13 protein-coding genes are annotated in these 24,457 nt (G+C 69.2%); 11 read left to right on the plus strand and 2 right to left on the minus strand.

Translation table 11 applies throughout. The features are described 5' to 3' along the window. Positions 1-95 precede the first annotated feature (95 nt). Positions 96-1,742 carry a (2,3-dihydroxybenzoyl)adenylate synthase gene (locus A7G45_RS22720; RefSeq protein ID WP_260940402.1) on the minus strand — a complete coding sequence of 549 codons (1,647 nt, stop codon included), beginning with the start codon at positions 1,740-1,742 and terminating at the stop codon, positions 96-98. A gap of 105 nt (positions 1,743-1,847) precedes the next feature. Between A7G45_RS22720 and A7G45_RS22725 the strand changes: the two genes are divergently transcribed. The 9 genes from A7G45_RS22725 to A7G45_RS22765 all read left to right on the plus strand — a co-directional run bounded on the left by A7G45_RS22725 (position 1,848) and on the right by A7G45_RS22765 (position 21,708). Then, a complete protein-coding gene (locus tag A7G45_RS22725; RefSeq protein WP_308204150.1) occupies positions 1,848-5,327 on the plus strand; it encodes a non-ribosomal peptide synthetase in 3,480 nt (1,159 codons plus the stop codon). Beyond that, positions 5,324-6,082, plus strand: a complete 759-nt coding sequence (locus tag A7G45_RS22730) for a thioesterase II family protein (RefSeq protein ID WP_260940404.1) — start codon at positions 5,324-5,326, stop codon at positions 6,080-6,082. The genes A7G45_RS22725 and A7G45_RS22730 overlap by 4 nt, the downstream gene beginning before the upstream one ends. Before the next feature lie 4 nt (positions 6,083-6,086). Then, positions 6,087-7,391: a beta-ketoacyl [acyl carrier protein] synthase domain-containing protein gene (locus A7G45_RS22735; RefSeq protein WP_260940493.1), complete on the plus strand. Its 1,305-nt coding sequence runs from the start codon at positions 6,087-6,089 to the stop codon at positions 7,389-7,391. Continuing rightward, positions 7,391-10,297 carry a mycobactin polyketide synthase MbtD gene (gene mbtD / locus A7G45_RS22740; RefSeq protein WP_260940405.1) on the plus strand — a complete coding sequence of 969 codons (2,907 nt, stop codon included), beginning with the start codon at positions 7,391-7,393 and terminating at the stop codon, positions 10,295-10,297. Before A7G45_RS22735 ends, mbtD begins: the two co-directional genes overlap by 1 nt. Before the next feature lies 1 nt (position 10,298). Next, positions 10,299-15,362, plus strand: coding sequence for a non-ribosomal peptide synthetase (locus tag A7G45_RS22745; protein WP_260940406.1), 5,064 nt, complete (start codon positions 10,299-10,301; stop codon positions 15,360-15,362). After that, complete coding sequence (locus tag A7G45_RS22750; protein ID WP_260940407.1) at positions 15,359-19,717, plus strand: non-ribosomal peptide synthetase; 4,359 nt, start codon at positions 15,359-15,361, stop codon at positions 19,715-19,717. The genes A7G45_RS22745 and A7G45_RS22750 overlap by 4 nt, the downstream gene beginning before the upstream one ends. Further along, on the plus strand, positions 19,714-21,006 hold the full coding sequence (mbtG, locus tag A7G45_RS22755) for an NADPH-dependent L-lysine N(6)-monooxygenase MbtG (protein WP_260940408.1): 1,293 nt from the start codon (positions 19,714-19,716) through the stop codon (positions 21,004-21,006). The genes A7G45_RS22750 and mbtG overlap by 4 nt, the downstream gene beginning before the upstream one ends. After that, positions 20,984-21,196 (plus strand): MbtH family protein, encoded by a 213-nt coding sequence (locus A7G45_RS22760; RefSeq protein WP_260940409.1) that lies wholly within the window; start codon positions 20,984-20,986, stop codon positions 21,194-21,196. Before mbtG ends, A7G45_RS22760 begins: the two co-directional genes overlap by 23 nt. A gap of 119 nt (positions 21,197-21,315) precedes the next feature. Then, positions 21,316-21,708 carry a hypothetical protein gene (locus tag A7G45_RS22765; protein WP_260940410.1) on the plus strand — a complete coding sequence of 131 codons (393 nt, stop codon included), beginning with the start codon at positions 21,316-21,318 and terminating at the stop codon, positions 21,706-21,708. 7 nt (positions 21,709-21,715) lie between these two features. Here the strand turns inward: A7G45_RS22765 and A7G45_RS22770 are convergent, their stop codons facing one another. Beyond that, positions 21,716-22,045 carry a type II toxin-antitoxin system VapB family antitoxin gene (locus A7G45_RS22770; RefSeq protein WP_043394140.1) on the minus strand — a complete coding sequence of 110 codons (330 nt, stop codon included), beginning with the start codon at positions 22,043-22,045 and terminating at the stop codon, positions 21,716-21,718. A gap of 179 nt (positions 22,046-22,224) precedes the next feature. Between A7G45_RS22770 and hrcA the strand changes: the two genes are divergently transcribed. Both hrcA and dnaJ read left to right on the plus strand, forming a co-directional pair. Then, a complete protein-coding gene (gene hrcA / locus A7G45_RS22775) occupies positions 22,225-23,256 on the plus strand; it encodes a heat-inducible transcriptional repressor HrcA (RefSeq protein WP_260940411.1) in 1,032 nt (343 codons plus the stop codon). A 41-nt stretch (positions 23,257-23,297) separates the two neighbouring features. Beyond that, entirely contained in the window at positions 23,298-24,449 is a 1,152-nt protein-coding gene (gene dnaJ / locus A7G45_RS22780; RefSeq protein ID WP_043394137.1) for a molecular chaperone DnaJ, read from the plus strand. Positions 24,450-24,457 lie beyond the last annotated feature (8 nt).

Raw genomic sequence — 24,457 nt, forward strand, 5'->3', positions numbered from 1 at the left:
GCTCCTGGTGGGGGTCGGTGTTGTCTCGCGAGCAGACGCAAAACTGTCAATTTCAGTCGCAAATCGACAGTTTTATGTCTGCTCGCGAGGGACTGTCAGGTGGTGGCTGTGGTGATCGCGCGGATGATGGCCTTCTTGTCGACCTTGCCGACCGCGGTCACCGGCAGCGACGTCTGTGCCACCAGGGTGTCAGGCCGGCTGTGTACTGCGACACCGCGGCCGTCGAGGTAGCCGTTGAGGTCGCTGAGGCTGACCGGCGGTCCGCTGAAAACGACCACCGCACAGATTTTTTCGCCCAGGTAGGGGTCGGGCATCGGGACCGCGGCGGCGGCCCGGATCGACGGGTGCGTGAGCAGGTGCTCTTCGAGATCGAGCGCCGAGATGGTCTCTCCGCCACGGTGGATGACGTCCTTGATGCGTCCGGTGACCTCGAGGTAGCCGTCGGCCCTGCGGCGCACCCGATCCCCGCTGCGGTAGTAGCCGTCGGGGCTGAACGACCGCTCGTTGTCGGACGGCGCGCGATAATAGCCGTTGAGGGTGTACGGCCCGCGGACCAGGAGTTCGCCTTCGTCGCCGACCGCGACCTCGGCACCCTCGTCGTCGACGATGCGCAGTTCGTCGTCGGGGCACAGCGGCGCGCCCTGGGTGTGATCGAGCAGTTCGGGGTCGTCGCCGGGGCGGGTGTAGTTGATCAGCCCCTCGGCCATGCCGAAAACCTGTTGCAGGCCGGGCGTCAGCGCGGCGCGGGCGGCCGCCGCGTCCGGTGCGGAGAGCTTGGCGCCGCCGACCTGGAGCAGTCGCAACGTGGTGGGGCGCTGCGGTTCCCAATCGCACGCCAGCGTCCACAGGGTGGCCAGCGCGGGCACCAGCGCGCAGACGGTGACGCCGTGCCGGGCGATGGTGGCGAACGCGGATTCTGGGCTGGGATCGGTGGTGAAGACGGTGGTGGCACCCACGGACATCGCACCGAGCATGCCCGGGCAGGACAGCGGGAAGTTGTGCGCCGCCGGCAACACCGTCAGATACACGTCGTCGCCGGTCATTTCGCACAGCGCGGCGCTTGCGGTGGCGTTGTAGTAGTAGTCGTCGTGGGTGCGGGGGATCAGCTTCGGCGCTCCGGTGGTGCCGCCGGATACCAGTAGCAATGCGGGTTCCGCTGTGTTGATTGTCGGCGCGGGTATTGGCGCACGGCCGAAAAGGGAAGCCCAGCTGGTGAATTCGCCAGCCTCGCCGTCGACGATCACCTGCTGGAGCCTCGGGTGCTCGGCGACCAGCTCGCGCGCCATGTCCCGGTAGTCGAAGCCGCCAAACCGGTCGGCGATGACGAGGGCGACCGCGCCGCTGACCGTGGCGAAATGACTGAGTTCGGCGCGGCGATGGGCGGGCAGGCACATGACGGGCACCGCACCCGCGCGCAGCAGCCCGAACAGGGCGATGGCGAAGTTCGCGGTGTTGGGCACTTGCAGCAGGACCCGGTCGCCGATTCCGATCCCAAGTGCGGCGAAGCCGGCGGCCGCCTCTGCGGCCAGCTCATCGAGTTTGGCAAACGTGTATGACGCGGACGGATCGATGACGGCAACGCGGTCCGGCCACTGCCTTGCGCCGTAGGTCAGCAGGCTGTCCAGTGGTTTACCGGCCCAATAGCCCGCCCTGCGGTAGCGCTCGGCGCGATCGTGCGGAAACGGTACGAATCCGTTCAGCAAATGCTGATCGACCTCGGCGGAGGTAGTGGTGCGCGTCACGGCAGATCCCTCGGGGTAGGCATGGAGGTAGCAGCAATATAGGGTAGCCTAATCAAAATTAGGACAGCCTGTCTTTAACGTATTTGGAGGGGTGTTGTGGGCGTCGTGGCAGTGAATTCGCAGGCCATCCGCGAGGAGGTTGCCGAACTGCTGGGTGCCCGCGCTGACACCCTCGATCCCGGCGCCGACCTGATCGGTCAGGGGCTGGACTCGATTCGCATGATGTCGCTGGCCGGACGCTGGCGGAAGCGGGGCATCGACATCGACTTCGCCGCACTGGCAGCGGAGCCGACCATCGCGGCCTGGTCCGAACTGCTGTCCGCGGCGGGCGGTCTGCAACGCGCGGAAGCATCGGTACCGCAAGATAATTCGGAACATGACCAGCCGTTCGGGCTGGCGCCGATGCAGCACGCCATGTGGATCGGCCGGGAAGACGACCAGCAACTGGGCGGCGTCGCCGGACATCTCTACGTCGAATTCGACGGCCAGGAGGTCGATGCGGAGCGATTGACCACTGCCGCAATGGCATTGGCGGTGCGGCACCCCATGCTGCGCGTGCAGTTCCTGGCCGACGGCACGCAGCGCATCGCCGCGCTCGACGGTGACTTCCCGGTGACGGTCACCGACCTGCGGGCGTTGTCGGCCGATCAGATCGCGGAGCAGCTGGCCGCCATGCAACGCCGCAAGGCACATCAGCAGTTGACCGGCCAGGTGTTCGAACTGAGCCTGACGCTGCTCCCGGATGGCGCCACCCGCCTGCACGTCGACTTGGACATGCAGGCCGCTGACGCGATGAGCTACCGCACCTTGATGGCCGATCTCGCGGCTCTGTACCGCGGTGTCGAGTTGGCTCCGCTGGCCTACACCTACCGCGAATATCGCATGGCCACAACACAATCAGCTGAACAGGTCAATCCCAGGGCTGATGCGGACCGGCAGTGGTGGGGCGACCGGCTCCCGGAACTGCCCGATCCGCCGCGCCTGCCGCTGGTACCGGCCGCCGAGCAGAACGACCCGCGCCACACCACCCGGCGCTGGCACTGGCTGGCCCCCGACGTGCGGGACGCGCTGTATGCCGCCGCGCGCCGGCGCGGCATCACGCCCGCGATGGCACTGGCCGCATCGTTCTCCGACGCGCTGGCCTGCTGGTCGGCCGGGCAGCGCTTCCTGCTGAACGTGCCGCTGTTCGGGCGCGACCAACGCCACGCTGATGTCGACCGCCTGGTGGGCGACTTCACGTCGTCGCTGCTGCTCGACGTCGACCTGACCGACGCGGCCACCGCGACGGGGCGATGCGCCGTCCTGCAGGACGCATTCCGCAGCGCCGCAGCACATTCCGACTACTCCGGGCTCGAAGTGCTCCGGGACCTGAGTCGGCACCGCGGCACCCAGGTGCTGGCGCCGGTGGTCTTCACCAGCGCCCTCGGTCTCGGCGAACTGTTCGGCTCGGCGGTGATCGAGACCTTCGGCACCCCGGGATGGATCAATTCGCAAGGGCCGCAGGTGATGCTGGACGCCCAGGTGACCGAGTTCAACGGCGGCGTGCTGGTCAACTGGGACGTCCGCGAAGAGGCGTTCCCGGCGGGCGTCATCGACGCCATGTTCGCCCGGCACATCGCCGAGCTGGAGCGGCTGGCCGTCGACGACACCGCCTGGGAGGCCACGACGCCGGAACCGTTGTCGGCGGCCCAGCGCGCGGTGCGCGACGAGGCCAACAGCCGCACCGCGGCGCCGAGTGGCGCGGCGCTGCACACCGGCTTCTTCGCCTCGGCTGCCGCGCGGCCGGCTGCCACGGCGATGATCGGCGAGACCCGGCAGTGGACGTATGCCGAACTGGCCGAGGAAGTTTCGGCCGTGGCATCGGCGTTGCGGATCGCCGGCATCACGCCGGGGGACACCGTGGCCGTGCTCGGCCCCAAGGGCGCAGAACAGATCATCGCGCTGCTGGCCATCCTGGCTGCCGGCGGCGTCTACCTGCCGATCGGCGTCGACCAGCCCGCCGACCGCACCGAAAAGATTCTGGCGACCGGCGGCGTCCGGATGGCGCTGTACTGCGGCGACCTGACACCGTCGTGGAAGCCGTCACTGACCGTGACGGAGGCGATGCGGATCGGGCGCCGCGCCGACGGGCCGTTCGTCCCCGCCGCCACCGATCCGCACGAGCTGGCCTACGTGCTGTTCACCTCCGGTTCCACGGGCGAGCCCAAGGGCGTCGAGGTCACCCATGATGCGGCGATGAACACCGCCGAATTCCTGTACGGGCACTTCAACATCGGACCGGCTGACCGCTGCCTCGCGCTGGCCACCCTGGAATGCGACCTGTCGGTGCTCGACATGTTCGCCACCCTCGCCACCGGCGGCAGCATCGTGGTGGTCGACGAGCCGTACCGGCGCGACCCGGACCACTGGGCCGCCCTCATCGCCGAGCACGGCGTGACGGTGCTCAACTTCCTGCCGGGCTGGCTGGAGATGCTCGTCGAGGTGGGCGCGGGACGTCTGGACACCGTGCGAGTGGTGCTGACCGGCGGTGACTGGGTCCGGACCGCCATGGTGCGGCACCTGCAGGCGCAGGCACCGGGTGTGCGCGTCGCCGGGCTCGGCGGTGCCACCGAAACTGCCATCCACGCAACCATTTTCGAGGCCGGCGAGCTGCCCGACACCTGGTCGGCGGTGCCCTACGGCGTGCCGTTCACGAACAACGCATGCCGGGTGGTCAACGAGGCCGGCCAGGATTGCCCCGACTGGGTGGCCGGCGAACTGTGGTTCACCGGACGCGGCATCGCCTCCGGCTACCGTGGCCGGGCGGACCTGACCGCCGACCGATTCGTGCGCTACGCCGGCCGAACCTGGTACCGCTCGGGGGATTTGGCGCGATACCGGCCGGACGGCATCCTGGAGTTCGTCGGGCGTGCCGACCACCGCGTGAAGATCAGCGGCTACCGGATCGAGCTCGGTGACGTCGAAGCCGCACTGCAGCGGGTGCCCGGGGTGCGCGCCGCGGTGGCCGGTGTGGTCTCCGGAGGAGAACGCGGTCACGACGTGCTGGCGGCGCTGGTCTCGGTTGACGATCCCGACCTGACCTCCGAGCGCATCAGCGCGGCGGTGGCCGAACTCGTACCGCCGCACATGATCCCGCGGCAGCTGCAGGTGGTTGCAGCGATTCCGTTCACCGTCGGCGGCAAGACCGACCGTCGGGCCGCAGCCGGTCAACTGGCAGCGCTGGTTCAGGCGGCCGACGGCGCCGGCCGGGCACTGCCGGAGACCACGCTGGAGCGGGCGCTGGTGGCGATCGTCTCCGAGCTGCTCACGGTCGACGCCGGTGTCGAGGACGACTTCTTCGAGCTCGGCGGTGACTCGGTCCTGGCGACCGCCACCGTGGCGCGGATCCGGAAGTGGCTGGACACCCCGACCGTCGGCGTGCCCGACATCTTTGCCGCCCGGACCGTGCGAGCCCTGGCGCAGCGGCTCATCGGCCGCGAGGACGGCAACGGGCGGCTGGACATGGTCGCTGAGCTCTACCTGGAGATTGCTGAGATGAACCACGACGACGTGCTCACCGCGCTGGATCCGGCGGCTGTCTCATGACCGAAATGGGATCGGCCTCCGCGACTGGGCTGAAAGGCGCCTTCGCGCCATGGATCAAGCACTACCCGGGCACCGGCGACGCTGGGGCCGTGGTGGTCTTCCCGCATGCCGGCGGTGCCGCGGTGGCCTACCGGAACCTGGCAACTGCCTTGTCGGGCAAGGGGATCGACACGTACGTCGTGCAGTATCCGCGCCGTGCCGATCGGCTCGCGCATCCGGCGCACCCGACGGTCGAGCAACTGGCAGCCGACCTGTTCGCCGCGGGCGACTGGGCGGCCGCGGGCCCGCTGCGGCTCGTCGGGCACTGCATGGGTGCGGTGGTGGCATTCGAGTTCGCCCGGGTCGCCGAACAGAGCGGCGCCACCGTGCACAGCCTCTGGGCATCCGCCGGCCAGGCGCCGTGCGATGTGGTCGACGCGCCTCCACTGCCGACCGGACCTCGCGAAATGCTCGCGGAGATGGTCGATCTCGGGGGAACCGACCCCCGGCTGCTCGCCGATCCAGATTTCGTCGAACTCCTGTTGATGGCGGTGGGTGCCGACTACGAAGCACTCAACCGGTACCTGGGCGGCGGCCGCATCGCCGCCGACATCCACGCCCTCGGCGGACGCGACGACCATCGCATCGACCAGGACATGCTGCGCCGCTGGGAAGATCACACGTCGGGTGCCTTCACCCTGACCGAATTCGACGGCGGTCACTTCTATCTCAACGACCAGCTGGACGCGATCGCGGAAGTGATCAGTGCGCGCTGACTTGATGGGCACGGACGATCCGGTGGTCATCGTCGGGATGGCGGTCGAAGCGCCCGGTGACGTGGACAACGCCGAAAGTTATTGGCAGTTACTGTCTTCCGGACGCGAGGCGCTGAGCACGTTCCCGGAGGACCGGGGCTGGGCCGTGCGTGACCTGCTCGCGGGCTCGCGCCGCGATGGATTCAAACGGATCCACAACCGCGGCGGCTTCCTCTCCGGTGCCGCCCTGTTCGATCCGTCGTTCTTCGGTATCTCGCCGCGCGAGGCGGTGGCGATGGACCCGCAGCAGCGAGTGGCGCTGCGGGTGACGTGGCGGGCGCTGGAGGACGCCGGGATCAACCCGGACGAGTTGGCCGGACACGACGTCGGCTGCTACATCGGCGCCTCGGGCACCGGGTACGGCCCCGACCTTGCCGAATACTCGGACTTGAGTGGGCATCTGATCACTGGGACGTCGCTGGGCGTGATCTCCGGACGCATCGGTTACCTGCTGGGCCTCGATGGTCCGGCGCTGACGGTCGACACGTCGTGTTCGTCGGCGCTGACTGCGTTCCACACCGCGGTGCAGGCACTGCGCGCGGGGGATTGCAGCATGGCGCTGGCCGGCGGCGTATGCGTGATGGGGTCGCCCGGATACTTCGTCGAATTCGCCAAGCAGCACGCACTTTCCGACGACGGGCACTGCCGGCCCTACAGCGCGCAGGCCAGCGGCACCGTGTGGGCCGAAGGCGCCGGGATGTTCGTGCTGGAACGAAAGTCGGTGGCGCAGCGCAACGGGCACCGCGTGCTCGCGGAGGTGCGTGCCAGCTGCCTCAACCAGGACGGACGCAGCACCGGCCTGACCGCTCCGAGCGGTCCGGCCCAGGCCCGGCTGTTCGGCCGCGCGCTCGACCAATCCGGCGCCCGGCCCGACCAGATCGGGATGGTCGAAGGGCACGGCACCGGAACCAAACTCGGGGACCGGACCGAATTGAACTCGCTGGCCCAGACCTACGGTGCCACCGCACCCGGGCAGGGCGCGGTCCTCGGTTCGGTGAAATCCAATGTCGGACACAGCCAGGCCGCCGCGGGCGCGCTCGGACTGGCCAAGGTACTCGTCTCGGCCGAGCACGCCACCATCCCGGCGAGCCTGCACATCGAACAGGCCAGCGCCGAAATCGACTGGAGCGCACAGGGACTGAAGCTCGCCACCAACCCCGCGCCGTGGCCTGCGGTGAACGGCGAACGTCTTGCCGCGGTTTCGGCTTTCGGCATGAGCGGCACCAATGCGCACGTCATCGTCGCCATGCCCGAGGAGCGGGTGGCGTGATGAGCCTTTCGCACCTTCCTGACGGCCGCGTACCCGTGCTGCTCAGCGCGCACACCGAAGAGCTGCTGGCGGCTGAGGCGACCGGCGTCGCCGACTTCCTGGACCGGATCGGGGCCGTGAGCCTCGGTGCGGTGGCCGCGATGTTGTTGCGGCTGCGCCGTCGTCGTCGGTTCCGGGCCGTGGTCCGGGCACACGACGCCGCCGAACTGGCGGCCGCGCTGCGGGCGCTGGCGGCGGGCGAGGAGCACCCCCTGGTGGCGGTGTCCTCTCGGACCGCAGCGCCCCGGACGGCCTTCGTGTTCCCGGGTAACGGTGGCCAGTGGCCGTCGATGGGCACCGACGCATATCGGCAGCTGCCGGTGTATCGCGCCGCGGTCGACCGCTGCGCCGCCGCGTTCGTCGCCGCGGGAATCGACTCTCCGCTGGACTTCCTGGTCGACCCCGTCGATCGCGAGTGGACCCAAATCCACAGTCAGAGCGCGCAGTTCACGCACGCCGTCGGACTGACCTCGGTCTGGCAGGCGCTGGGCATCGAGCCCGACGTCACGCTGGGGCACAGCCTCGGCGAAATCGCCGCGGCCCATGTCGCCGGTGCCATGACGCTGGCGGAAGCGGTCGCCGTGGTGATCGCCCGGGCCGGGGCGTTGGACAGCCTGGCCGGCGACTTTGGCGCGGCGAGTCTGGGTGTGAGCGTCGACGAAGCGCGGCAAGCGGTTTCGGATGCCGCGGGCTGGATGGAATTGTCGGTGGTCAACTCGGCGGCCTCGGTGGTGGTGTCCGGGGAACGGAACGCCATCGCGGACCTGGTGTCCGACCTGCAATCGCGCGGGCGTTTCGCGCGCGTCATCGCCATGAGCTTCCCCGCCCACACCAGCGCGCTGGATCCGCTGCGGGCGCAACTGCTTGCCGGGGTGCCGGAGTCTCGATTCAGCGATGGCACGGTGCCGTTCGTCGGATCGGTGACCGGTGAGGTCGTCGGCGCGGACACGGAATTCGCCGAGTACTGGTACCGGAATCTGCGGAGCACCGTGCGGTTCGACCGGGCCGCCGCGACGGTGCGGGACAGCGGCGTCGAGGGATTCGTCGAGATGTCGGCGCACCCCGCGTTGCTGCATGCGCTCGCCGATACCGATGCGCCGCTGATCGTCGGGTCGGGACGCCGCGACGAGGCCCTCGTCGACGTGCTCTCCGACAACATCGCCACTGTGGCTGTGGCCGATCCCGGTTACGACTGGGCCGAGCACATCGAGCCGAATCAACCGATGCTGCGCGGATTTCCGCATGCCCCGATGGCAGCGATGCACCTGTGGGCCGCGCCGGAACCGCTGCCCGCGGTGGCCGGACTGACGGTCAGCGCCGAACACTGGCTGCCGCAGCCCGATGAGACCGTGCCGCTGATCATCCGGCGTGCCGCGGTGCTGGACCTGCCGGGACCACGGGGTGAGCTGGCCGACCGGATCCGCGACGGTGTGCGGGCCAATCTCGGCACCGTGCTGGTCGAGCCCGCCGAGGCCGATCTGCTCATCGTCGTCGCGCCGATGCTCGACCACCCCGACACCGAGGCGGCGATCACGGACCTCGCCGAGCTGATCCGCGGTGGACTCTGCGACTACCCGAATGCCATTGGGTCACAATGCAACGACGTGTGGCTGGTGACCGTCGGCGGCGAGCACGTGCGCGACGACGAGCCGGTGGCGTTGCCGGCTCAGGCGGCCCTGGCCGCCATGCACCGCAGCATCGGCTTCGACCATCCGGATCAGTCCTTCCGCCACCTTGACCTGGCCTCCTGGGAAATCGACACGCCGGCCGCGACTGCCGTCGTCGAGACCATGCTGGGTACGGGTACCGAAGTGGCGCTGCGTGATTCAGAGCAGTACCGGCGCGGCCTGGCGGCCCTGCCGGATGCTGACGCACCGGCGCCCGGGCTACTGGACAACGTGGTGATCACCGGCGGAAACGGTGCCGTCGGCCTGCACTTCGCGCGGACTCTGGCCGCCGCGGGCGCCCGGCGCATCGTGCTGGTGAGCCGCAGCGGCACCGATGCACAGCAACTGGCCGAATTCGACTGCACCGACGTGGTGTCGGTGCAGTGCGACATCACGTCGTCCGAGCAGGTTTCGGCCGCCGCGGCAACCCACGCCGGTGTCGGTGCGACGCTCGTGGTCCACGCGGCCGGTGCGGCAGCGTTCGGCACGACGGTCGGCGCGGATGAGTTCATCGCCACCGCGGCCGCGAAGGTCGCCGGTCTGGCCCGGCTGACCGAGTCCTGGCCGTTGCGTCCCGATGCCCGAATCCTGGTGTGCTCATCGGTGTCCGGACTGTGGGGCGGGCTCGGTCATGTCGCCTACGCAGCCGTGAACCGCATGCAGGATGTGCTGGCCGGGCAGTTCCGCGCCAAGGGGCTCGACTGTGTGGCCGTGCGGTGGGGACTGTGGCCGGGCGCCGGCATCGTCGGTGCCGAGGAGGTGGCGCGAATCGAGCGCGCCGGGCTGCGGGAGATGGATCCCGACGTCGCCATCGAGGCGGCCCTGGGGACCTCCGCGCCCGCGCCGCTGATCTTCAGCGCCGATGCCGAGCGGTTGGCGACGCTGCTCGGTGCTGCCCCCGCTGACGCGGAACCGGCTGTACCGCAGCAGGTTCCGGTCGCCATCAGTGCCGGTGCCGACGCCGAAGACGTCGTCCGGCACGAGCTTTCGGCGGTGCTCAAATTGGGCGACCCCGGCGGCATCGACCTGACCGCGGCCCTGTTCGACCTGGGCCTGGATTCGCTGCTGGCACTGGACCTGCGCAAGCGACTGCGCCGGGGCACCGGCCGGTCCGTGCCGCTGGCCGGGCTGCTCAGCGGCATCACCGGTATCGAACTGGTGGATTTGCTAACCGATAGATCAGAAAAGGTGGAGAGCTAGCGTGACCGAGACCGACATCCGGGCAGAAGACGCTCGCCTGGAGCTGTTGCGGCGCAAGCTGGCCGAGCGCGGCCTGCAGTCCCAGGGCAACACGCAGTCGAACGATGGGGCGCCGGTGGTGCCGGTGCTGTCCGACGGCCAGCGCCGGATGTGGTTCGTGCAGACCGCCGAACCCGCGGGCGCCCTGCTCAACGTCTGTGTGTCCTTCGCGATCACCGGCGAACTCGACCACCAGCGCCTGCAGGCTGCGGTGAACGCGGTGGCCGGCCGGCACGCGGTACTGCGCACCACCTACCGGGCGGATGCGACAGGCGAACCCGGCCTGACGGTGCACGACCAGTTGGCACCGGGCTGGAGCACCCACGACCTGAGCGAGCTCTCGGAAGCGTCGCGCGCCCTGCGCCTCGAAGTGTTGGCACAGCGGGAATTCGGCACGCCGTTCCAGCTCGACATCGAATCGCCCTTGCGGATCAGCCTGATTCGCACCGCGGCGGACGAGCACATCATGCTGCTCACCGCACATCACATCGCCTGGGACGACGCGTCCTGGCAGGTGTTCTTCGGCGATCTCACGCGGGCTTACGACGGCGAGCAGCTGGCCGAGATGATTCCGGCGGCGGTGCCCGCCGATGACCACACCGAGGCCCTGGAGTACTGGCGCGGCGTGCTCGCCGATCCGCCTGAGCCGCTGGAACTTCCGGGCCCGCACGGCTCCCTGGTGCCGACGGGTCACCGCTCGCAGCGCGTCACCCGGCGCATCGATGCCGACACCGTGGCCCGGATTTCCGAGCTGGCTCGCCAGACCGGATCCACGCCGTACACCGTGCTGCTGGCGGCGTTCGGCACCTTGCTGCACCGCTACACCCACGCCGACGATGTCCTGGTCGCGACGCCGGTGCTCAACCGCAGCGGCGGCACCGAGGAAGCACTGGGGTACTACGGCAACACGGTGGCGTTGCGGCTGCGCCCCGAATCACGCCAGAGTTTCGGCGAATTCGTCACCGAGGCCAAGGACACCACCCACGGCGCCTTCGCGCATCAGCAGATCAACCTGGACCGGGTGGTGCGCGAGCTCAACCCGGACCGCCGGCACGGCGTGGAGCGGCTGGCACGGGTCTCGTTCGGCGCCCGCGAGGCCGACGGCCGCGGCTTCTGCCCGTCCGGCATCACCTGCCGCCGGGCTGAATACCGGGGCCACCAGACGCAGCTGCCGCTGGGCTTCATGGTCGAGTTCGAGGACGACGGGGCAGTGGTCGAGGCGGAGTACCTGACCGAAATCCTCGACGCCGCTCTGGCCGACCAACTGCTGCGGCACTACGTGGTGCTGCTGGAGTCTGCACTGGCCGACCCGACCCGGGCGCTGGCCGAGCTGGATCTGATGGACGACCACGACGCCGACTGGCTGCGGCAGATGGCGAACGGGGAGCAGTTCAGCACCCCGGACACCACGTTGGCCGCGTTGATCGAGGCCCAGACCGAGCGCACCCCGGAGTCGGTTGCCGTCGCCTACGAGGGCCGGTACTACACCTACCGCGAACTCAACGCAGAGGCGAACCGGTTGGCGCACTGGCTGATCGGCCAGGGCATCGGCACCGAAGACCGGGTTTCCGTGCTGCTGGAGAAGTCGCCCGCGCTGGTGATCACGGCACTGGCCATCGTCAAGGCCGGCGGCGTGTACCTGCCGGTCGATCCGACCTACCCGGAGGACCGGCTGTCCTTCATCCTGGGTGACTGCGATCCGAAACTCGTGATCCGCGAACCGATCACGGACCTCTCGGGGCAGCGCGAGGACAACCCCACCGACGCAGATCGGGTGCGGCCGCTCACCGCGGGCAACACCGCCTACCTGATCTACACCTCGGGTTCGACCGGTCTGCCCAAGGGCGTCCCGGTGCCGCACCGTCCGGTCGCCGAGTACTTCGTGTGGTTCGTCGACGAGTACCAGATCGACGCCGACGAGCGGCTGCTGCAGGTCGCCTCGCCGAGCTTCGACGTGTCGATCGCCGAGGTGTTCGGCATGCTGGCGTGCGGTGCGCGCCTGGTCATTCCGCGCCCGGGCGGCCTCAACGACATCGGGTACCTGACCGAGCTGCTGCGCGGCGAGGGCATCACTTCCATGCACTTCGTGCCGTCGCTGTTGGGGCTGTTCCTATCCCTGCCGGGCGTCAACGAATGGCGCAGCCTCAAGCGCGTGCCGATCGGTGGTGAAGCGCTGCCGGGTGAGGTGGCCGACAAGTTCCACGCCACCTTCGACGCGCTGCTGCACAACTTCTACGGACCGACCGAGACGGTCATCAATGCCAGCCGGTACCGCGTCGAGGGTAAGCAGGGCACGCGCATCGTGCCGATCGGCAAGCCGAAGATCAACACGCAGATGCACCTGCTCGACGATGTCCTGCGGCCGGTGCCGGTCGGCGTCATCGGCGAGATCTACATCGGCGGAACACATGTCGCGCACGGATACCACCGGCGCCCCGGCCTGACCGCCGAGCGCTTCGTCGCCGACCCGTTCACCGCGGGTGGCCGGCTCTACCGCTCCGGTGACCTGGCTCGTCTGAACAGCGACGGTGACATCGAATTCGTCGGCCGCGCCGACGAGCAGGTCAAGATCCGCGGCTTCCGCATCGAACTCGGCGAGATCGCCGCCGCCATCGCGGTGGACCCCAGCGTCGGCCAGGCCGTCGTCGTGGCGAGCGACCTGCCCGGGCTGGGCAAGAGCCTCGTCGGCTACCTCACCCCGGCCGAGCGCGGTGACCTGGAATCGGTTGACGTGCAACGAATCAAGGCCCGAGTGGCGGCAGCGCTGCCGGAGTACATGGTGCCGGCCGGCTACGTCGTGCTCGACGAAATCCCGATCACCGCGCACGGCAAGATCGACCGCCGCGCGCTGCCCGATCCGGACATCCAGTCCCGCACCGCCTTCCGTGAACTGACCACCGACACCGAGCGGAAGGTCGCCGAACTGTTTGCCGACCTGCTCGGCGTCGACCAGATCGGTGCCGACGACTCCTTCTTCGAACTCGGCGGGCACTCGCTGCTGGCCACCAAACTGGTCGCCGCGATCCGGGCGCGCTGCAACGCCGAGATCGGCGTTCGTGAGGTGTTCGAGCTGGGCACCGTCGCCGAGATCGCCGCTCGGGTCGACACCGGGGCGCCGCACAACCGGCCGCCGCTGCTGGCGATCGAGCACACCGGCCCGCGCCAGATGTCGGCATCGCAACTGCGCCAATGGTTCCAGTACCGCATCGACGGTCCCGGCCCGGTCAACAACATCCCGTTCGCGGCCCGGATCACCGGCCCGTGCGACGTCGACGCCTTCGTCGCCGCGCTCGGTGATCTGGTCGAGCGGCATGAGGTGCTGCGCACCACCTACACCGAAATCGACGGCGTGCCCTACCAGGTCGTGAACGACCCGGCGCCGCTGCCGGTCCGCCGCGCCCGCGGTGCCGACGAGGAGTGGTTGCAGGCCGAACTCGACCAGGAACGCCGGTACGTGTTCGATCTGGAGGCGCAGTGGCCGATCCGGGCCGCGGTGCTGTCGATCCCGGGCCAGCACGTGCTGTCGATCATGGTGCACCACATCGCCGCCGATCACTGGTCGGCCGGCGTGCTGTTCACCGACCTGGTCACCGCGTACCGGGCTCGCCTCGAGCACCGCGCTCCCGAGTTCGCGCCGCTGCCGATCCAGTACTCGGACTACGCGGCCTGGCAGGCCACCCTGCTGTCCGATGAGTCGGGAATGCTTGCGGAGCAACGTGATTACTGGCGCGGCCACCTCGCCGCGCCGGCCGCCGACCCGGGTCTGCGGCCCGACTTCACCCGGCCGCCGGTGCTCTCGGGTGAGGGCGCGTCGGTGCCGTTCGTCGTCGACCCCGATGTTCGGGCCAAGCTGACCGCGCTGACCCGCGAGCTCGGTATCACCGACTTCATGCTGCTGCAGTCCGCGGTGGCCGTGGCGCTCGCGAAATCGGGCGAGGGGCTCGACATTCCGCTCGGCACCCCGGTCGCAGGCCGCACCGAAGCCGAACTCGATGCGCTGGTGGGCTTTTTCATCAACATCCTCGTGCTGCGCAACGACCTGAGCGGGGACCCGACCCTGCGCGAGATTCTGGTCCGGTCCCGGGACACCGCCCTGGCGGCCTACGCGCATCAGGACCTGCCGTTCGATCACGTCGTCGATGCGGTCAGCCCGGCCCGGTCGTTGTCGCGCAACCCGCTGTTCGGCGTCGTCGTGCACGTGCGGGAAGACCTGCCCACCGACCACGTCATCGATTCGCGTGCCGACGGCGACACCACGTTCACCGCGCTGGAGCCGACGTTCGATGTGGCGCATGCCGACCTGTCGGTGAATTTCTTTGCCACGCAGGACGGTTACCGCGGTCACCTGATCTTCCGCACCGATCTGTACACGCGGCAGACGGCGGAGCGGCTCGCTGATCGGCTGGTCCGGGTGATCACCGGCATCGCCGAGAACGCCGATCAGCGCTTGCGGGATCTGCGTGTCGATGAGGCGGTCGAAGGTACCGACGGGGTGCTGGTGCTCGACGAGTGGCGTCAGCCTGTGGGCGTCGGTGTGGTGGGTGACATCTACCAGGCGGGTTCGGAATCGACACCCACCGGCGAACGCGGCAGGTGGCTGGCCACCGGGCAGCTCGAGCGCATCGAAGCCGTACAGCTGCGCGCGGCCGGCACCGGGACAACCGTCGCGGAACCTGCGCGCACCGACACCGAACGCGCCCTCATCGCCCTGCTGGCCGAGGTGCTCGACGCCGACGCCGAGATCGGACGCAACGACGACTACTTCAGTCTGGGTGGCGACAGCATCAAGGCAGTGCAGCTGGCGGCCCGGGGCCGCGACACGGGCCTGAAGCTGACCGCTCGCATGGTGTTCGAGTACCCGACGGTCCACGAGTTGGCGGCGGCGATCGACGCCCGGTCGTCCGCGGAAACTCCTGGGGCACAGGGTGAGGACCGCGAGCACGCGCCGATGACGGTGTCGGGTCTGTCCGCGGCAGAGCTGGCCGAGTTGACCGCGTCGTTCGCGGCGTCGCAGGAGCCGCAGTGACCACACTGCAACCGGCACCGGTCATCGAGGACGTGCTGGCACTCAGCCCACTGCAGCACGGGCTGTACTCGATGGCCCAGCTCGATCAGGCGGACGATCCGTACCTGATTGCGATGTCGGCCGACATCGATGGCGACGTCGACGCGGCGCTCCTGCGGGACTGCGCGGCAGCGTTGTTGGTGCGGCATCCGAACCTGCGGGCCAGCTTCGTGCAGGCCGGAACCCGGACGGTGCAGTTGATTCCGAGTGCCGTCGAGCTGCCGTGGCAGCAGCTCACGGCCGAGTCGTCCGAAGATGCGGACCACCTCGAAGCGCGGGAACGGCGCCGTCCGTTCGCCCTGGAGCGCGGCCCGGCCGTCCGCTTCCTGCTCATCGAAATGCCGGAGCGGCGTTGGCGTTTCGCGGTAGTCGCGCATCACATCGTGATCGACGGCTGGTCGCTGCCGTTGTTCGTCGGCGAACTGCTCGCGCTGTACGCCGCCGGCGGCGACATCACGGTGCTGCCCGCCGCACCTCGCCCGTACCGCGACTACATCGGATGGCTCGCGGCCCGCGACCCGGAGGCCAGCCGCCGGCTCTGGCAGCAGCACCTGTCCGGACTCGACGGCCCGACCATGCTGGCTCCGGCGCTCGGCTCGGGCGAACTCGGCGACGATCTGCCGCACAGCACCGAGATCAAGGCATCCCGCGAGGACACGCACCGTCTGGTCGAGGCTGCGCGGGCGCACGGCGTCACGGTCAACACGCTCACCCAGATGGCCTGGGCGGCAATACTGTCGGTGCTCACCGACCGGCGCGACGTGGTCTTCGGCGTCACCGTCTCGGGACGGCCGGGAGAACTGGCCGGCGTCGAGTCGATGGTCGGGCTGTTCATCAACACCGTGCCGCTGCGGATCCGACTGGACCCGCTGCGGCGCGTCGGCGAGCAGTGTCTGGCACTGCAGCGGGACGCCGCCGAACTGCGGGAGCACAGCTACCTGACGCACACCGAACTCCGATCCCTCGGCGGTGTGGGGGAACTGTTCGACAGCCTCCTGGTCTACGAGAACTTCCCGCCGGGTGCCTTGGTCGGCAGCGGCGACTTCGAGGTTCGCGGAGCCACCTTCCGGCCCCGGGCACTGCAGAGCCTCGCGCACTTCCCGATCACCGTCGCGGCGCACCTGACCGACGGCGAACTGACCATTCTGGTCGAGACGAAAGATGGTGCCACCGGGCTGCTTTCGCCGGAGAGTCTCGGCCGGCAGGTGCTCGCGGTGATGCAGCGGCTCGTCGACGGCTGGGACCGGCCGTTGCGTGACGTCGGCATCCATCTGACGGCGCCCGCCGTGGCGGACGCGCCGGCCACCACCGAAACCGGTGGCATCCACGAGAAGTTCACCGCCGCGGCGCGCAGCAAGCCGGGGTCGGTGGCCCTGACCTACGACGGCGGCGCACTGACCTTCCGCGGTCTCGATGAAGCATCCGACCACGTCGCCGCCGAACTGCGGCGCCGCGGCGTCGTGACCGAGACGCCGGTGCCGATACTGCTGCGCCGGGGCCCCGACTACGTGGTTGCGATGCTCGGCGTGCTCAAGGCCGGCGGTCTGATCGTGCCGCTGGATCCGTCGATGCCCGCCGACCGGATCGAAGAGATCCTGGGCCAGACCAATGCATCGATCGTGGTGGACGACGCCCTGCTGACCGCCGCGGGCAGTACTCCCCTCGGCGAATTCGAGCCGGTGCCAACACATCCCGGCCAGGGTGCCTACATCGTGTTCACGTCGGGTACCACGGGCAAGCCCAAGGGCGTGATCGGCACGCATGCCGCGGTGCTGGCGTACGCCGCCGATCATGCCGCTCGAGTGTTGCACCCTGCGGTGGCGAAAACGGGTCGGCCACTTCGGGTTGCGCACGCGTGGTCGTTCACCTTCGACGCGGCCTGGCAGCCGCTGGCCGCGCTGCTGGACGGCCACGGCCTGCACATCGTCGGTGATGAGGTGCAGCGCGATGCCGAGGCGCTGGTGGCGACCATCGGGCAGTACGGCGTCGACCTGATCGACACCACGCCGTCGATGTTCACCCAGCTGCAAGCCGAGGGCCTGCTGACGACCGTGCCACTGACCGCGCTGGCGCTGGGCGGCGAAGCCGTCGACCCGAACGCGTGGGCGGCCATCCGCGCCGAGTGCGACCGCACCGGCATGTCGGCCTACAACTGCTACGGCCCAACCGAAACCACGGTCGAAGCCGTCGTGGCCGCATTCACCGAGCACGACGCGCCGTCCATCGGGCACCCGACCACTTCCACACGCGCCTACGTCCTGGACGCCTGGCTTCGGCCGGTGCCGGACGGTGTCACCGGTGAGCTGTACCTGTCCGGTGAACAGCTCACGCGCGGCTATCTGGGCCGCGCCGGCGAGACCGCCGCTCGATTTGTCGCCGATCCGTTCGTGCCCGGCACCCGGATGTACCGCACCGGCGACGTGGTGCGCCGCGATCCCGCCACCGGCGGACTGCAGTTCCAGGGGCGCTCCGACGATCAGGTGAAGATCCGTGGCTTCCGGGTGGAACCCGGCGAGGTCGCCGCGGTGTTGCACGCGCACCCAGGGGTGCGGCACGCGCACGTCACCGTCCGGCGGCACGGCAGCGGGCCACGGCTGGTCGCCTACGTCGCCGGGGTGGCAACGGTCGCCGAGTTGCGGCGGATGCTGGCGTCCCGGCTGCCGAGATACCTGGTGCCGCACCACATCATCGCCGTCGACGAGATTCCGCTGACCGTCAACGGCAAGGTGGACGACGCCGCGTTGGCCGCGATCGACGCCGCAGCCGGCGCCGGGCAGACGGCCGCTCCGGCCTCTGCTACCGAACTGGCCGTGGCCGAGCTGTTCGCTGAGGTCCTCGGTGTGGCGGAGCCGTCCGGGCTCGACGTCACCGCCGATTTCCTCGATCTGGGGCTCGACAGCATCGTCGCGCTGTCGGTGGTACAGGCCGCACGCCGCCGCGGACTGGCATTGCGTGCGCGGATGATGCTGGACTGCACCAGCATTCGCGAACTGGCCGACGAACTGGACGCCGAGAACGAGTTGGCCGCCACCGTGGCCGAGGAGGCCGGCCCCGTACCGGTGCTGCCCAACGTGCATTGGCTGTACCAATACGGCGACGGCCGGCGACTGGCCCAGACCCAGGCACTGCGACTGCCGGACGCCATCACCGCCGAGCAACTGACCCTGCTGCTGCACAACGTCATCGCCGCACACCCGGCCCTGCGCAGCCGCCTGGACCGGGCCACGATGACCCTGGTCGACCATCCGGTGGGGGACATCTTGTCCGAGATCACCGTCGACGGCGACGTCGTGGCCGCGGTCGCCGAGCAGACCGATCTCGCGGTCGAACGGCTCGACCCGGAGCAGGGACGCCTGCTGCAGGCGGTGCTGATACACACCGAGTCCGGCGACAAGGTGTTGGTCCTCAGTGCGCACGTGCTGGCCGTCGATCCGGCATCCTGGCGAATTGTGCTCGGCGAGTTGGAGAACGGCTGGCACGCACTGACCTCTGGTGCCGAACCCGCCGCCATCCGCGAACACACCAGCTATCGGGCGTGGTCCCGACTGGTCGTCGAACGAGCGCAACGCCTCGACACCGTGGACTTCTGGGAGGCGCAGGTCGCCGGCCCCGATCCGCAGCTCGGCAGCCGCCGGGTGCAGCCCGAGACGGACTGCGCCGCAGACGTGGTGGTCGCCATGGCGATCATCGACCCGGAGCTGGCCGCGCGAGTGCTTGCGGCGGGTCAACCGGTCACCGATCTGCTGGCCGCCGCGACCGCGCGCACAGTGACCCGCTGGCGGCAGCGCCGCGGACAGGACACCCCGGCTCCGCTGCTGGCTCTGGAGACCCATGGCCGCGCAGACTCCGTGGTGTCGGATGACGTCGACACCGGTGACACCGTCGGCTTGCTCAGTGCCATCTACCCGGTGCGGATCAGCTCCGAAGCGGCACACGAGGTCAGCGTCGAGATCGCCGCGGTCCCGGGCCACGGCATCGACTTCGGGCTACTGCGGTATCTGCGCGCGGACACCGCGGAGCGGTTGTCGGCCTACCCGGAACCTCAGGTGCTGCTGAACTACCTGGGCCGAGTGCACCTCGGGGCAAGCGGTGATGCGATGCAGCTCGATGGTGCACTGCTGGCCGGCGCGTCACCGGTACCCGAGCCGAACTACGCGGTGCACCACGAGCTGACCTTGATGGCCGGGATCATCGACCACGGGGGGACCACGATGCTCGGTGTCCAATGGCGCACGGTGCCAGACATTCTCAGCGCAGACGACATTGCCGAATTGCAGCAGCTGTGGGAATCGCAGCTCAGGGAAGTGGTGAAATGACCGAGACAAGAAACACATTGGCCGTCATCGGCGCCGGCGCCAAAGCCGTCGCCGTGGCCGCCAAGGCCGCCGAACTGCGGGCGATGGGCGTGGACGCGCCCGACATCATCGCGGTGGAACGCCTTGGCGTGGGCGCCAACTGGCAGGCCGCCGGCGGCTGGACCGACGGCCGGCACCGGCTGGGTACCGGGCCCGAGAAGGACGTCGGATTCCCGTACCGGTCCGCGCTGGTGCCGCGCCGCAATGTCGAGCTCGACGAACGGATGATGCGGCACAGCTGGCAGTCGTACCTGATCTCGACGGGGCAGTTCGCCGAATGGATCGACCGCGGACGGCCCGCGCCCACCCACCGGCGCTGGAGCCAGTACCTGGCGTGGGTGGCGGAAAGCGTTGCCATGCAGGTGGTTACGGGCGAGGTCACGCAACTGTCGGTGGATGGCGACCAATGGGTGCTGCACTGCCGCGATCAGCAGGTCCGCGCCGACGGCGTGATGATCACCGGGCCCGGACAGGCCGAGCGGTCCATCCTGCCGGGACACCCGCGGGTGCTGTCGATCGCCCAGTTCTGGCATCGCGTGGCCCAGGACGAGCGCATCAACGCCGAGCGGGTCGCCGTCATCGGTGGCGGCGAGACGGCCGCCACCATGCTCGATGAGCTGTTCTCGCACCGGGTTTCGACCATCACGGTGATCTCCCCGGGGGTCACCCTGTTCACCCGCGGCGAGGGCTACTTCGAGAACACTCTGTTCTCCGACCCGACCGGCTGGGCCGGGCTCAGCGTCTCCGAGCGCCGAGATGCCATGGCCCGCACCGACCGTGGCGTGTTCTCCGCCCGGGTGCAGGATTCGCTCCTGGCCGACGACCGCATCCGGCATCTGCGCGGCCGGGTCGCCCATGCGGTGCCGCGGGAAGACCGAATCCGGTTGACCCTGCAGACCGAACGCGAGTCCGGCAGCCTGGAGACGGTGCACGGCTTCGACCTGGTGATCGACGGTTCCGGTGCCGATGCCATGTGGTTCACGCCGCTGCTGAGCCAGGACGCACTGGACGTACTGGAGCTGGGCATCGGTGCGCCGCTGTCGTCCGACTCGCTGCAGCGGTCCATCGGCTACGACCTCGCGGTCACGGGCGTCGCGCCGAAGTTGTTCCTGCCCAGCCTGTCCTGGCTCACCCAGGGCCCCGGTTTCCCCAACCTCAGCTGCCTCGGTCTGCTCAGCGACCGCGTGCTGGGTGCCGAATATTCCACACAATCCGCGAGGAGAAGCGATGAGCAGCAATCCGTTCGATGACGAGAACGGCGCGTTCTACGTCCTGATCAACGACGAAGAGCAGCACAGCTTGTGGCCGGTGTTCGTCGATGTGCCCGCCGGCTGGCGCGTGGTGTTCGGCGAGAGCACACGCGCGGACTGCCTGGCCTACGTCGAAGAGACCTGGACCGACATCCGGCCCAAGACGTTGCGGGACTCCCTGGTCGGCTGAACCGCTCCCTCGAGCGTGGGGGATTACGAGGAAAATGCGACGATTTTCCGCGCCAACCCCCACGCTCGAGGGCCCGAGTAGAGTCGCGATAGCCAAAGCTGACCAGGGGGAGTGCAGCAATGACGTATCCCGATCCTCGGTATCCGCAGCAACAACCACCGCCGGGGCCGTATCCGCCGCCGCAGGGCTATCCGAATCCGCAGCAGCAGCAGCAGCAGCAGTACCCGTACCCGTACGCGCAGCCGGGCTACCCGCAGCCGCCGTACCAGCAGCCGGGCTACCCGCAGCCGTACGGGTACCAACAGCCCTACGGCTACCCGCAGCAGGCCGAGCCGCCCAACGGCAATTCCACGGGCTGGCGGGCCGCCAGTATCGGAATGTCCCTGTTGTTTCGCGGCACCTACCGGCTGGGCGGCAGCGCCCGCGATCGCGTCGTCACGGCGTTGATGTGCATGGGGATCGGGCTCGTCGCGTTGGTGCTCATCGTGCTGGCCGGTATGTACCTGCGCTAGCGCGAGCTCACACGCCGGTCGGCGAAATCTGCTGCGACAGTGGCACATCCATGTCGTACACCCGGGCATGCAGCACCACGCGGTTCCGCAACGCGGAGCGCACAGCACGGTGCAGGCCGTCTTCGAGATAGATGGTGCCCTGCCAGCGCACGGCATGCGGGAACAGATCGCCGTAGAAGGTCGAGTCCTCGGACAGCAGCCGGTCCAGGGCGAGCACCGTCGTCGTGGTGACGATTTCGTCGAGACGCAGCTGCCGCGGTGGAATCTGGGCCCATTCGCGGTAGCTCAGCCCATGTTCCGGGTAGGGCTTTCCGTCGCGTACCCCTTTGAAAATCATGAGTAGATCACTCCGCAAGCTCCCCGTGAGCCGAACGGGTCCGCGGTGACAGCGTCGGCATACACCTGACCCTAGCGGGTCGACTCGGGGTTTGCCGAGGCATCCAACCACCAGATGGCCTCTGACGCCCGCCCAAATCCATCGTCACCGTAAAATGGCGGGGAATCCGGAGGTAGCGAATGGGAAGTGCCGACGACCGTCGCTTTGAGGTGCTGCGCGCCATCGTTGCCGACTTCGTTTCCACCAAGGAGCCCATCGGCTCCAAGACGCTCGTCGAGCGTCACCACCTGGGCGTTTCGAGCGCCACGGTGCGCAACGACATGGCCGTGCTGGAGGCCGAGGGCTACATCACCCAGCCGCACACCAGCTCGGGCCGGGTGCCCACGGAGAAGGGCTATCGCGAGTTCGTCGACCGGATCGACGACGTCAAGCCGCTGTCGTCGGGCGAGCGCCGCGCCATCCTGACTTTCCTGGAGTCCGGGGTCGACCTGGACGACGTGCTGCGCCGCGCGGTGCGGCTGCTGGCGCAGCTGACCCGGCAGGTCGCCATCGTGCAGTACCCGACGCTGTCGCGGTCCACGGTGCGCCACCTGGAGGTCGTCGCGCTGACCCCGGCCAGGCTGCTGCTGGTCGTCATCACCGATACCGGACGCGTTGACCAGCGGGTTGTCGAACTCGGCGACGCCATCGGCGAGCATGAGCTGGGCCAGCTGCGGGAGCGGCTCGGCGCGGCGCTGGAAGGCAAACTGCTGTCGGCCGCGTCGATCGCGGTGGCCGACCTGGCATCGCAGATGGACGGTCACGGCGGCCTGGGCGACGCAGTGGGCCGCGCGGCGACGGTGCTGGTCGAGACCCTGGTCGAGCACCAGGAGGAGCGGCTGTTGCTCGGCGGTACCGCCAACCTGACGCGCAACACGGCCGATTTCGGTGGGTCCCTGCGGTCGGTGCTCGAGGCGCTGGAGGAGCAGGTCGTGGTCCTGCGGTTGCTGGCTGCCCAGCAGGAGGCAGGTAAAGTCACGGTACGCATCGGCCACGAAACCGAGGCCGAGCAGATGGCAGGGACATCAGTCGTGAGCACCGCCTACGGCAGCTTGGGCAAGGTTTACGGCGGTATGGGCGTGGTGGGTCCTACCCGGATGGACTATCCGGGGACCATCGCCAACGTCGCGGCCGTTGCCCGGTACATAGGCGAGGTCCTGGGCACCCGGTGAGGGTGCACAGCGGTTCGAGAGATTAGGCAAGGTTCTTAGGCGTGGCACGCGATTACTACAGCCTGCTCGGCGTGAGCAAGGGCGCCAGCGACTCGGAGATCAAGAAGGCCTATCGCAGGCTGGCCCGGGAGCTGCACCCCGACGTCAATCCCGATGAGGGCGCACAGGCACGGTTCGCCGAGATCAGCACCGCCTACGAGGTCCTCAGCGACCCGGAGAAGCGGCGCATCGTCGACCTCGGTGGTGACCCCATGGGGAGCGCCGGAGGCGGCGGTGGTGCCGGGGGCTTCGCCGGTTTCGGCGGTCTCGGCGACGTCTTCGAGGCGTTCTTCGGTGGCGGTGCGTCCTCGCGCGGTCCGATCGGCCGGGTGCGCCCGGGTTCGGACTCGCTGCTGCGCCTGCGGCTGGACCTCGAGGAATGTGCGACGGGTGTCACCAAGCAGGTCACCGTCGACACCGCTGTGCTGTGCGACCTGTGCCAGGGCAAGGGCACGCACGGGAATTCCCAGCCGGCCCGGTGTGATACCTGCCACGGTCAGGGTGAGGTGCAGACGGTCCAGCGGTCGCTGCTCGGCAACGTGATGACGTCGCGTCCCTGCCCGGTGTGTGGCGGTGTCGGTGAGGTCATTCCCGACCCGTGCCATCGCTGCGGCGGCGACGGCCGTGTGCGCGCGCGGCGCGACGTCAGCGTCAAGATTCCGGCCGGTGTCGGTGAGGGCATGCGGGTGCGCCTGGCGGCCCAGGGCGAGGTCGGCCCGGGCGGTGGACCCGCCGGCGACCTGTATGTCGAGGTGCACGAGCAGGCGCACGAGCTGTTCCTCCGGGACGGCGACGACCTGCACTGCACCGTCTCGGTGCCGATGGTCGACGCCGCGCTGGGCACCACCGTCAGCGTCGACGCCATCCTCGACGGGCCGACCGAGATCACCATCGCACCGGGCACCCAGCCCGGTTCGATCACCACGCTGCGCGGCCACGGCATGCCGCACCTGCGGTCCGGGGTCCGGGGCAACCTGCACGCGCACATCGATGTGGTGGTGCCGTCCCGCCTGGACAACCGGGATCTGGACCTGCTGCGCAAGTTCAAGGAGCAGCGGACCCGGGACGTCACCGAGGTGCGGTCCACGCAGTCCGTCGCCGGCGGCGGCGGCGGACTGTTCAGCCGCCTGCGCGAAACCTTCAGCGGCCGTTAGCCTTCGGG

The sequence above is a fragment of the Mycolicibacterium llatzerense genome (assembly GCF_025331195.1).
In the GTDB taxonomy this organism is placed as follows: domain Bacteria; phylum Actinomycetota; class Actinomycetes; order Mycobacteriales; family Mycobacteriaceae; genus Mycobacterium; species Mycobacterium llatzerense.

What these genes read in the sequence shown, in the direction of transcription:
- A7G45_RS22760 (WP_260940409.1), top strand. Translation starts at nt 20,984, where the DNA reads ATGAGCAGCAATCCGTTCGATGACGAGAACGGCGCGTTCTACGTCCTG.
- A7G45_RS22770 (WP_043394140.1), bottom strand. Translation starts at nt 22,045, where the DNA reads ATGATTTTCAAAGGGGTACGCGACGGAAAGCCCTACCCGGAACATGGG.
- A7G45_RS22730 (WP_260940404.1), top strand. Translation starts at nt 5,324, where the DNA reads ATGACCGAAATGGGATCGGCCTCCGCGACTGGGCTGAAAGGCGCCTTC.
- mbtD (WP_260940405.1), top strand. Translation starts at nt 7,391, where the DNA reads ATGAGCCTTTCGCACCTTCCTGACGGCCGCGTACCCGTGCTGCTCAGC.
- A7G45_RS22765 (WP_260940410.1), top strand. Translation starts at nt 21,316, where the DNA reads ATGACGTATCCCGATCCTCGGTATCCGCAGCAACAACCACCGCCGGGG.
- mbtG (WP_260940408.1), top strand. Translation starts at nt 19,714, where the DNA reads ATGACCGAGACAAGAAACACATTGGCCGTCATCGGCGCCGGCGCCAAA.
- hrcA (WP_260940411.1), top strand. Translation starts at nt 22,225, where the DNA reads ATGGGAAGTGCCGACGACCGTCGCTTTGAGGTGCTGCGCGCCATCGTT.
- A7G45_RS22735 (WP_260940493.1), top strand. Translation starts at nt 6,087, where the DNA reads ATGGGCACGGACGATCCGGTGGTCATCGTCGGGATGGCGGTCGAAGCG.